Source organism: Lentibacillus sediminis (assembly GCF_002763455.1).
GTDB classification, from domain to species: domain Bacteria; phylum Bacillota; class Bacilli; order Bacillales; family Amphibacillaceae; genus Lentibacillus_D; species Lentibacillus_D sediminis_A.
On the sequence record NZ_NIXK01000009.1, the window covers coordinates 112,308 to 123,005 of the forward strand.

13 protein-coding genes are annotated in these 10,698 nt (G+C 47.8%); 10 read left to right on the plus strand and 3 right to left on the minus strand.

All coding sequences use genetic code 11. The features are described 5' to 3' along the window. Positions 1-288 precede the first annotated feature (288 nt). Positions 289-963: a hypothetical protein gene (locus tag CEG13_RS15095; protein ID WP_100012727.1), complete on the plus strand. Its 675-nt coding sequence runs from the start codon at positions 289-291 to the stop codon at positions 961-963. Beyond that, positions 960-2,303 carry an efflux RND transporter periplasmic adaptor subunit gene (locus tag CEG13_RS15100; RefSeq protein ID WP_239984666.1) on the plus strand — a complete coding sequence of 448 codons (1,344 nt, stop codon included), beginning with the start codon at positions 960-962 and terminating at the stop codon, positions 2,301-2,303. The genes CEG13_RS15095 and CEG13_RS15100 overlap by 4 nt, the downstream gene beginning before the upstream one ends. A 45-nt stretch (positions 2,304-2,348) precedes the next feature. Here CEG13_RS15100 and CEG13_RS15105 read toward each other — a convergent pair whose 3' ends face one another. After that, on the minus strand, positions 2,349-3,203 hold the full coding sequence (locus CEG13_RS15105; RefSeq protein ID WP_338033020.1) for a YihY/virulence factor BrkB family protein: 855 nt from the start codon (positions 3,201-3,203) through the stop codon (positions 2,349-2,351). A gap of 138 nt (positions 3,204-3,341) precedes the next feature. On the opposite strand from CEG13_RS15105, the gene CEG13_RS15110 reads away from it, so the two are divergent. The 6 genes from CEG13_RS15110 to CEG13_RS15135 all read left to right on the plus strand — a co-directional run bounded on the left by CEG13_RS15110 (position 3,342) and on the right by CEG13_RS15135 (position 7,317). Next, a complete protein-coding gene (locus tag CEG13_RS15110) occupies positions 3,342-3,830 on the plus strand; it encodes a DUF948 domain-containing protein (RefSeq protein WP_100012730.1) in 489 nt (162 codons plus the stop codon). After that, a complete protein-coding gene (locus CEG13_RS15115; RefSeq protein ID WP_100012731.1) occupies positions 3,827-4,273 on the plus strand; it encodes a DUF948 domain-containing protein in 447 nt (148 codons plus the stop codon). Before CEG13_RS15110 ends, CEG13_RS15115 begins: the two co-directional genes overlap by 4 nt. Continuing rightward, positions 4,248-4,475 (plus strand): hypothetical protein, encoded by a 228-nt coding sequence (locus tag CEG13_RS15120; protein ID WP_143469684.1) that lies wholly within the window; start codon positions 4,248-4,250, stop codon positions 4,473-4,475. Before CEG13_RS15115 ends, CEG13_RS15120 begins: the two co-directional genes overlap by 26 nt. 21 nt (positions 4,476-4,496) lie before the next feature. Then, positions 4,497-4,922: a DUF948 domain-containing protein gene (locus tag CEG13_RS15125; RefSeq protein ID WP_100012733.1), complete on the plus strand. Its 426-nt coding sequence runs from the start codon at positions 4,497-4,499 to the stop codon at positions 4,920-4,922. A gap of 493 nt (positions 4,923-5,415) precedes the next feature. Beyond that, positions 5,416-6,135, plus strand: a complete 720-nt coding sequence (cwlD, locus tag CEG13_RS15130; RefSeq protein WP_100012734.1) for an N-acetylmuramoyl-L-alanine amidase CwlD — start codon at positions 5,416-5,418, stop codon at positions 6,133-6,135. Between the two features lie 120 nt (positions 6,136-6,255). Then, on the plus strand, positions 6,256-7,317 hold the full coding sequence (locus CEG13_RS15135) for an Mrp/NBP35 family ATP-binding protein (protein ID WP_100012735.1): 1,062 nt from the start codon (positions 6,256-6,258) through the stop codon (positions 7,315-7,317). A gap of 112 nt (positions 7,318-7,429) precedes the next feature. Here the strand turns inward: CEG13_RS15135 and gerD are convergent, their stop codons facing one another. Next, entirely contained in the window at positions 7,430-8,092 is a 663-nt protein-coding gene (gene gerD, locus CEG13_RS15140; protein ID WP_100012736.1) for a spore germination lipoprotein GerD, read from the minus strand. A gap of 173 nt (positions 8,093-8,265) precedes the next feature. Here gerD and CEG13_RS15145 point away from each other — a divergent pair, with 173 nt between their 5' ends. Further along, positions 8,266-8,916 carry a KinB-signaling pathway activation protein gene (locus tag CEG13_RS15145; protein ID WP_100012737.1) on the plus strand — a complete coding sequence of 217 codons (651 nt, stop codon included), beginning with the start codon at positions 8,266-8,268 and terminating at the stop codon, positions 8,914-8,916. A gap of 39 nt (positions 8,917-8,955) precedes the next feature. On the opposite strand, the gene pdaB is transcribed toward CEG13_RS15145, so the two are convergent. After that, positions 8,956-9,714 carry a polysaccharide deacetylase family sporulation protein PdaB gene (gene pdaB / locus CEG13_RS15150; RefSeq protein ID WP_100012738.1) on the minus strand — a complete coding sequence of 253 codons (759 nt, stop codon included), beginning with the start codon at positions 9,712-9,714 and terminating at the stop codon, positions 8,956-8,958. Between the two features lie 247 nt (positions 9,715-9,961). Between pdaB and CEG13_RS15155 the strand changes: the two genes are divergently transcribed. Beyond that, positions 9,962-10,183: a hypothetical protein gene (locus tag CEG13_RS15155; RefSeq protein WP_100012745.1), complete on the plus strand. Its 222-nt coding sequence runs from the start codon at positions 9,962-9,964 to the stop codon at positions 10,181-10,183. Positions 10,184-10,698: the final 515 nt, after the last annotated feature.

The following is a 10,698-nucleotide window of genomic DNA, read 5'->3' on the forward strand; positions in this document are numbered from 1 at the left end:
GGGCGAGGTTGCAGTTGCTGAGTTGAGGGATCACCGCCTCGAATCGGGCGAGTGGCTTCACACGTCAAATAGCGCGACCCGCACCTCAAATCGCGCAGCCGTCACCTCAAATAGCGCGCCTTACCCACTGCATCGCGCCACACACCCCAAAATCGCGCAAGCCCATCCACCAAACGCATAAAAAATTTCACCAAAACAATAGAATTCCCTCGAATTTTACGTTAAAATTAAAATAATATTTAAAATTGCGGCGGGCGCTGTCGAATCGCGAAGAGGGAATGGGATGAAATGAAATATAGTGTGAATTTATTTAGAATGGCATTTTCGCTGGAGGATCATCTCTTCCGGATTCGAAAAGCGGAGCAGATACATAATTTGTGGAAAGTAAGCGGGCTGCTTGTCCTCCTCACTATGCTGATTTATGGCTGGATGGCCTATCTGGGGGTTGGCACAAATATTCTCTCCGGCTATGCGACTGAATTGAGCCCGGCGGGTTATGAGACGGTGAAGGGCTGGTTTTTGCTTGGAAGGGTGGGGTTTGCGCTCATCTTTGCAGCGCTGGTGCTGTTTGTCCCATCGCTCATTTATTATGCGGTCACCGATATACCTTACCGCAAGCTGATGATTATGCAGCTGGCGGTGCTGGTTGTTCTTTTAGTGGAGCGGGTAGTTTGGGTGCCGCTTGTCCTTTATGCCGGGCTGGACTGGTATGTGTCGCCACTGTCCTTTGGGATCATTGCCTCCTATCTGACGGAAGAGTCGTGGGTGATTTATTTCTTTGGGTCGATCTCGCTCTTTCAACTGTGGCTGATCTGGTTCCAGGTGAAATACCTGCGTGCGATGACGATGATGAAGCAGCGGTGGCTGTGGATGACGGTGATTTTCTTACATATTATTTTCTGGGGCTTGGCCACACTGCTGGCCGAACTTGATACTTATCTTATAAACGGGTGGTTTGTATGATGCAGCGAAGAGGGCTAAGAATTCTGCAGATCCTGACAGTTTTGTTCATTGGCGTTAATTTTCTCCTTGTTTACCTGGATGACGAGAATAAGGTTGACAGGATATCATATATTAACCATTGGTCAGAGAGTTTTTCTACAGATATAGCTGATGAATTGTACAAACCTGGCGTTCTCGCTTACTCGAGTGAGGAACACATTTACTTTGACGAAAGCCTTGGCAGTTTCCAGCAATTTGGGGTGGAAGAGGGCAGCCGAGTCAGTGAGGGCGATCCGCTATTTTCCTATCAGGTGGACAATTATTATCAGACAGAGGCCGATTTAATGGGAAAAATCGAGACCTTGAACGGAGAAATTGCTGCGATTGAAACAGCGATTTCCGAGATGAATCTGTATGAGATCCCGGATGACGGGGCAGCTTCCTCCACTCAGACCAGCCTGCCGGATATATTCACCGGTGAAATCGGAGGGGACCCACCGGGAGAGTCACCTTTTGGGGGAGACGAAGATAATTCGATTGGTGGAACGCAGCCTGCTCAGAATGACCCAATCAGACAAACCCAGCCTAGTGGGGAGTCTCAAACAGCAGAGGCAGAACTCATCAAGGAACAGTACATTATTGAAAAAGAAATGGAGCTGGCAGCGGCTACTGCGGAACTGGAGAGCGCCGAAGCTCAATTAACTGAACTGCAGCAAACGGGGGACACGATTACGATGGAGAGTCCGTTTGCCGGAAGGGTGAGTGATGTCTCCATATCACTCGGGGATCCGTTGCTGACGATTGAAAATGCCCCATTGCAGGCAGAAGGCGAGCTGAGCGAGCGAGAGCGGGCGACCGTAGAAGAAGGGATGCCGGTTACTGTAAAGTTGAAAGAAACAAATGCCGTCCTCACCGGAGAAATCAGCCAGATCAGCGACGCGCCAAAAGCACTGCAGGTTGACGGGGAGAGCGTGTATCCATTCGAGATCACATTTGATGAAGAAATAGAAACGGAAGGTCTTTTGCCGGGATACCATGGGAATTTGGCGATAAGCGTGCAAGTTTCCGAAAATGCGACCGTGCTTTTTGACGATGTTGTATTTGCTGATACTGTATGGAAAATGAATGAAGAAGGCAAACTAATCAAACAGACGGTGGAAACAGGGATCAAACGTGATAGTATGCTGGAGATCACCAGCGGAGTGGAGCCCGGGGAGTGGGCTGCAGATGAACCGTCCGGACGATTCCGTGATGGTGCCACGTTCATCACACCATTGCAACCCATGCAGGTGCCCTGGTCTGATTTCTTCTCCCATGAAAACCGGCTTGCGGATTTGCTGACAGGGGTGTTGTCCAGGTAAAAAAGAGGATGCCCTTTGAAAAGGACATCCCCTAAAGTTCTGTGTTTAAATATGGGAAGCTTTATTTTTCTCCGGGTTCCGTCGGATGCGCCGCTGATGATAGAGCACATTAATCACTGCGCCGATCATGAGAATCAGTCCGGTCAGGAAAAACCAGATGATTAAAATGATAATCCCGCCAAGGCTCCCGTAAGTTGCGGAGTAATTGCCGAAATTGCTCACATAAAAGGAAAAGCCAAGGGAAATCAGCTGCCACAGCACGCTTGCCGTCAGTGCGCCGGGAATAATATGGCGAAACGGGATCTTTTTGTTTGGTGCAAAACGGTACAATACCAACAAAATCCCGGTCAGCACAACAATACTGATCGTCCAGCGCAGCACCTGCAAGAGGATACTCATCGAACCGGAAAGACCAAGGAAAGGCTCGACAAAGCCTAAAATCACATTGCCAAACATCGGCAGCGTAATGGCCACAACCAGTGCGACAATCATGCCAAGGGTAAGTCCCAGTGCCAGCAGCCTGACCGTGATGAACGAACGAGTTTCTTCGACGTCATACGCAGCATTGGATGATTTAATAAATGCGTTGATCCCATTGGAAGCAGACCATAAGGCCCCCAGCACACCGACTGTCAAAAGTCCGCCCTGTGGTTGTTGAATCAGACTGACAATGTTTTCCTGAAACAGTGTGGCGATTTCTCCAGGCAGCGCATTCCCGATGAAACTCATAGCGTCATTCGGGTTAATATTGAAATAAGGAATAATGGCAAAGCCCGCAAGCAGGAGCGGAAACACGGCCAGCAGATAATAGTGAGCCTGTGCTGCAGCCAGAATGGGGACATTGTCCTCTTGAAATTTTGTGATGAAATCTTTGGCGAAATTTTTCAGTCCGGCCATCATTGTTCCTCCAGTTTTAAAAAGATTTTTGTCTTACGTATACCCGTAAATCGGAAATTTAATCGGACTTTGACGAGGGTTTCTCACGTTTGATTTGCGGGAAGTAGTGGTATAATTTGGTTAGGAGGAGGGTTAACGTCCATGGATGTTGTATACTTAGGAATTTTACTCGTTTCTATCGCATTTGCAATCGTCGCAGTCTATATTTGTCTTGTGTTAAAACGTGTCGCTGATACACTCTATTCGCTGGGGCACAGCCTTGGTGAGGTGGAGGAAAAACTTCAGCACATTACCCCCCAACTGCAAGAAACAGTAAAAGAAACAGGGAGAACGGTGGATGACATAAGCGACAAAATGCATGCAACCGACAGTTTTTTCGAGAGCCTGGATCATGTCGGATCTTCTGCAGATGCATTTAATGATTACTATCAAAGTAAGACAGAAAAGTTATCGGATGCCGAATTACAGAAGAAAATGACCCCGTTTATCGAAGGGATGAAATGGAGTGAAGCTGCGATGCGTCTTTACTCTAAATGGAAGAAACATCAAACGAAACATGAATTAATGGTGCAGAATGGCCGAACGGACATCGTGCCACTGAACCGCAGAGGAAGAGGGGATAAGGGATGACATTAACTGGAATAGGCGTACTGATCATTGGTATCGCTTTTCTTGTATTAACTATTTTTATCGCAAATACCCTGCAAAATTTGGCGGGGATTCTGAGTGGAATTGAAAAAACTGTCGACAAGCTGCCGGAACAGCTCGATGACGTGATGAAGGAAACTGGAAATCTTATCAATGAAAGCAACAACACACTGGCGGACGTCAACGACAAAATGCAGCAGCTCAGCCCATTATTCTACATGGTCGGCGATGTCGGAAATGTCACGAGGAAATTCTCCTCTTCCCTGGTGGACGTGACCGAAACACTAAAAACAAAAACCGACGCAAGCAAGGATACTTCCAATAAGAAAGACCTTGGCGGTGTCTATGGGTCGGTAGCACTGGGATATTATCTCTTCAAGCGGCGCAGGAAGGCCAAGCGTGAAGGAGCCGATACTGATGAATAGCATGCTGGTGAACGTGGCCGGTTTGGCTGCTGGTGCGGCAATTGGCTGGACAGTGAAGACTGTGGTGGCCCGCACCCGCAAGCCGGAAGAACAGCGCCACATCGTAGAAGCATTTCAGCGGTTCGAACGGAAGCTGTTTGCTGAAGGGCAGCAGCATGCACAGGAAATCGCAGAAATTAAACAGGAAGCAAATAGAATTTAGCGGACGAGAGAAGGTGGATAAATGGATTGGTTAGGAATTGGCGTAATCGTTATTGGAGTAGCATTTCTTGGATTAGTGGTTCTTTTGGTAAAACCATTGAACAACCTGGCTGGTGTGCTCAGCAATCTGCAGAAAACAACCGATGATCTGCCCCAGCAGGTGACAGACATCACCACCCAGACAAAAGACGTAATGAACACGAGTAAAGACACACTAAATTCGTTAAACAATCAGGTGAAAGAGCTGAGCCCGCTGTTTTACATTGTTGGTGACGCGGGCAGAGCGGCCAACCATGTTTCCGCATCGATGGCTGATGCTGTAACTAAAATGGAGACCAGGACACAGAATGCCAGCGATTTAACGCATCGGAAAAATTTGGAAGGTGTTTATGGTGCATTGACACTGGGGTATTTTCTTTATCAGAAAAGGAATAAAATGACGAAATAATATTGAGGGGGGTCCCCTTGCTGTTTGCGGATAGCAGGGGGCCTCTTTTTGTTTGGTGCGGGGCCTAGGGCTAGAATTGTGATGGTGCAGCGTAAGGTCGGACGAGTGTGCGGCAAAATCGAGCGAATGCATGTCCGAGTCGGGCGTGCGCAGCGTCAATTCGGGCAAGTATGCATCGGAATCGGGCGATACCAGGCTGAAGTCGGGCGACCCCGCCCTGAAGTCGAGCGAGCACGCCCCCGAATCGTCGCGTGGATCACCTCCAATCGCGCGTTCCAACCGCCAAGTCGCACGGCTACATCCTCCAATCGCGCGCCGAACCCGTCAAGTCGCGCGAACACGAGCCCGAATCGCGCGCCCCGCCACCAAGTCGCTTAGCCTACACGCCAAACCCCGCGAGCCCCATATCATCCATTCAACCACCACACCCAGTCATAATCACCCCCCTTGTCCCATAAAATAAAAAAAGCATAGTTGACAAGGGGCGAATGTAATGAGTCGGACAAAGAAAATTATACTGTGGGCAGCGGGGGCGCTTTTACTCATCTTTCTAATTCAGTTTCCCCTTCAAAATGCTGATCCCACGTGGAAAGGCTGGTCGTTGCCGCTTGCCGGAAAAACCATTGTGCTGGATCCGGGCCATGGCGGACCGGACGGGGGAGCGGTTGGGAAGGACGAGACGTTGGAGAAGGATATTGCGCTGGAGGTGGCCAAGCAGCTGCAAAATTATCTGCAGCAATCGGGGGCACTTGTCTACTTAACGAGGGAAGAGGACAAGGATTTGGCTGCAGAGGATACACAGGGTCTGTCCCGCCGCAAAGCAGAGGATATCCGCAACCGGCTGGCATTCATTCATGAGCATGAGCCAGACTTTTTCCTGACACTGCATCTCAATGCTCTTTCTGCCACACAGTGGAGTGGCGCGCAAACATTTTACCATCCCAAATTGGAGGAAAGCAGGCATTTGGCGACAATGATTCAGGATGAGATCATCCGCAACCTGGAAAACACGACAAGGGCGGCACTGGACATCAATAACGTTTATTTGCTGAAACATGCGGAAGTCCCGGGGGCGCTTGTGGAAATTGGTTTTTTGTCCAATGAGACCGAGCGGGAATTGCTGAAACAGAATGCCTATCAGCGTAAAATGGCGGCAAGCATTTATGAGGGTATTTTGCGTTATGTGACAGAGGAGCCGGAGGAGGAAGAGTAATCGGTTCCTCCCCATGATTGCTCAAACCTTCTCCTGCAATTCAAATCACTTAGATTTTCCGCTGTTTATGTTATACTAGCGGTGGGACAACCTATTGCAGGAAAAGGGAAGGTGGCAATTATGTTAACGAAGGATGAAGTGATCGAGCTCCTTAACCCGGTTGAGGATCCGTTTTTACATAGAACGTTTGAAGAATTGGAATCGGTTAAATCCGTGACCATTAAAGAAGACAAGAACCATGTCAGTGTTAAAGCAGGCATCGCCCAGACCAACACGGGTGAACAGATGCAGCTGCAGCAGGAGATTGTCGGGATTCTCAAGAAAAATGGCGCGGCAACAGTCGGCCTGCGTTTTGAAAAGCTCCCGGATGAAGTTATTCAGAAATACCAGCCGGCAGTAGATGAAGATAAGGAAGCATCGCTGATGGGCGGCGCTACGGGGACAAAATTCCTGACGATTGCCAGCGGAAAAGGCGGTGTCGGCAAATCAACGGTGACCGTAAATCTGGCCGTGGCACTGCGCAGGCTTGGCTATAAAGTGGGAGTCATTGATGCCGATATTTATGGCTTTAGTGTGCCGGATATGATGGGAATTGAAAATCGTCCGGTTGTACGCGGGAAGAAAATTATCCCGGTGGAGCGGTTCGGTGTCAAAGTCGTTTCCATGGGCTTTTTCGTTGAGGACAATGCGCCGATTATCTGGCGCGGTCCAATGCTTGGAAAAATGCTGAACAGCTTCTTCTCAGAGGTGGAATGGGGAGACCTGGATTATCTATTGCTCGACTTGCCGCCTGGCACGGGAGATATTGCCATGGATGTACATGAGCTGCTGCCAAACAGTAAAGAAATCATCGTCACCACACCGCATCCGTCCGCAGCGTTTGTTGCTGCACGGGCAGGCCAGATGGCGATGAAAACCGAGCATGAGATTTTAGGGATTATCGAAAATATGGCCTATTTCAAAAGCGAAACCACCGGTCAGAAAGAGTATGTCTTTGGCCAGGGCGGCGGCGAAAAGCTCGCAGAAGTTCTGCAATCAAAAGTACTCGGTCAGCTGCCGCTTCAACAGCCTTATGAAGACGAGGATGATTTTGCCCCTTCGATTTATCAGGAGGACCATCCAACCGGAAAAGAATACCACAAGATCGCAGCCAAAGTTGTTGCGAAAATGGAAGAAGAATAAAAAAAGCGGGGCCCCACATGGTTGGTGTGCCCGCTTTTTGCATTTGGCAGGTTCCTGTGTAAGTGTAACGAGGGGACTTTCCAGCCAATCGCCAGGAGAGCGGGAGTAGCGCTTATTGACCGGCACCGCTTGCTCCGCCGCCGGAGCCTCCACCGGCACCGCCCCCACCTCCACCGGAGCCGCTGCCAGACCCTCCGCCTTGCTGGCCACCGCCGCCTTGTCCGCTGCCCTGTTTTTCAGCAGCTTTTAAGAGGATTTCCTGAATTTTAGCTTGGAATGTGGGTGTTTCCAGTGTCTGCTGGATGGTTTCCTCCAAGTGGGAGCGGAACTCCTGGCTTTTCAAAACGGAAACCAATTGTTCGGTCATTTGCGGATCTTTCAGTAAATCAATCATTTGCTGCTGGTATTCCGAGTCCTTCATCAGATCCTTCATTAACTTTTTCTGTTCTTCGGACATGGACTTTGCAAACCCTTCGACAAACTTCGGATCCTCGAACAATTTTGTCCACATTTCGGTCCCTTTGTCGGAAGTCAGCGTTTCATTAATGGCCTGCTTCACGGTATCCGACTCCATGACAAGTTCCTGCTTTAGTTGTCCATTGGTAATAATGTCCTGTATCGCTTTTTTTCCTTCTTCTGTCTGTAATATATCAACAACCATTTTTTTCGTGGTATCATATTCTGCCTCACTGCCCTGAGCGGCATTTCCGCCAGCGCATGCACTCATCAATATGAGAAGTAATCCAAAAATCGGTAAAAGTCGTAAGTGGATCATATGGAAAACCTCCTTCCTGTCTCTTTTAATATGGGTGACAAAATTATAAAATATGCACCTCAGGAAGGAAAAAACTCAAGGTTCGTGGTAAAATGTCTGTGGACAAACAATGTATAGGAACTGCCAAATAACGGTAAAATTTCGCTCGCATAGATCGTAGGAGGACATAAGGTTTGAATACACGCAAATTAGTACGTTTCTTTTTAAGCACGTTTTTTCTCGGCGGGCTCGTCGGGCTCATGACCAGTTTCTTCGTCAAGGCAGAGGATTATGCCCAGTACTTAAGCCCATTTAACTTGTGGGAGCTTTTCGGACTGGTGATGTTTTTCCTTGGTATCGGATTTGTCTTTTCAGCAGTAAGCCAGACCGGTTTTTTCGCTTATTTATTTCTGAACCGCTTAGGGCTGGGCATATTCCGCATCTATTGGCCAACCGTGCAGGTGGTGCTGATTGCTTTTGTTATATTTGATCTGGTTTATTTCCCGGCGCGGGCAATGGAGGATGTCTCCGTCTTCTGGTTCATCCTAATGGCACTTGCGATTCTCGGCTATGGCTGGGTCGTTGCATCAATTAAAGCAAAAGAAACAAAGCGCTCGGCATTTATCCCGGCACTGTTTTTAATGGTAGCAATAACGACCGTCGAGTGGATCCCCGGGATGCAGGTGGAAGGCACCGACTATGCCATACTCATGATCTTCCCGCTGCTGGCCTGCAATACCTACCAATTGCTGATGCTGCACCGGCTGCAGGGGGATGAACCCGCGAAAGAAGGAACAGGAAAGCAAAAAAATACCCCGGCGAAAGTTAAGCCGGGAAAAGCATAATGTGTGGAAACGCCCGGCCCATTTTCTGAGCCGGGTTAGTTATTCCACCAATTCTGCATCAGCATCTGCCTGATTAATCAGCTCCGAAATCGGCACGAGCTCAAACCCTTTACTTTTTAATCCCGGCAAAATGGTCTCCAGAGCACCGGCCGTTTGCTTCACTGAATCGGACGCATGCAGCAGCACGATGTCGCCATTATCTGTTTGCTCCATCACTGTGTCCACAATCGCATCCGTCCCCGGGTTTTCCCAGTCGCTTGGATTTACATTCCAATGAACAACCTGGAAATTCATCTCCTCCGCCAGTTCCACGATTTCCTTGTCAAAATGCCCGCTCGGTGTGCGCAACAGCTCCATATCTTCATATCCCAGCTTGGCAAATGCCTCTCGCGCTTTCAGCAAATCTGCCCTCACCTGATCAATCTCCTGTTCCAGATAGCTTTGATAGCGGTACCCAAGCATACCGATCTCATGCTCTCCCTCTGCAATTTGCTCTACTGCATCAGGATGTTTCTCGGCCCACTCTCCACTAAGAAAAAAGGTAGCTTGAGCCTCATGCTGCTCCAGTTTCTCCAAAATATCGTAAACCTTTTCCTCTCCCCAGCTGATATTAAAGGTCAGTGCAATATCCGGCTCATTGGCACTTCCTTTTGTCAGCACAGCCGGCTCTTTACCGGAAAAAACAGAAAAAGTCCCATCCCGCTCAAACCATACAAACGTCGCAGTAAACAAAGCAAACAAGACAACCACCAGCCACCGCTTCCATCTGTTGAATTTCCAAACATAAAAATGCTGCATCATTTTTCCCCCTTATAAACTTGTCCTTTCTTATTTTCAGTGTATGAACAAGCCCCGGGAATAGAACCACAGCCCTTTCACGAAAAAATTGAAGAAAAGTGCATGAAAATCAGTCAAACATGGGAATAGTAAGCGCAGAGACAAATAGAAAAGAAAAACCCCATAGCACCGACAAAATTCGTCAGTTCTCTCGAATAATGTGGTATGGTTAAAATGTGTATAAGCGGAGGTAATTGAGATGAACGGAATGTTAGGGTTATTGATTAGTGAAATGGAACAAAAAGAAGTGGAATATCTGCTTCGGCGGGAAATGGATGAATTGCAGATGGATATGGAAGATCCGCGCATCGATCAATTAGTAAAACGGACGATGCAAGAGCGCTACCAGGTGTTATTTCAATTATTCCGCAGAGTAGCCAGTGAACAGGAATGCATGAAATACATACCAAGACGAAGAGAAAATCAATAAAGTACAATTGTAAAAGACCTCTCGGGCTTATTGAAGCTGCAGAGGTTTTTTTGGTGTGATACAGTCTTGATCAAGAAGATTCGCTATCTGACAAAAGAGGAAACCCCTGGTCAGCACCGCTTATTAGTCACCCCCTTTTTTGTCGCAAGCAAATTCAGACGGTTTGCGACATTAAAATTTGAATTTTTCTTTTTTGATTTTCCTATTGATCTCGTTATTTGGATATGCTATATTTATTTCTGTTGCCGCGAGCAAAGCGGGTTTAACTGAAACGAAATAAATCAATTTCAAAAAACCTGTTGACAACACAGCGGAAACATGGTAAATTATAATTCGTCGCTAAAAAACGACATGAACGAAATTGCTCTTTGAAAACTGAACAAAACAACCAGTATGAACGAAACAAGAGGAAGCCATCGGAAGCTTTTAGCAAACGATGGTTCCCCTGAAACAATTTTTGAAGCTAAGACCATCATCGGATGGAAAGGTGTCTATTCGATGCAAACTTTTATGGA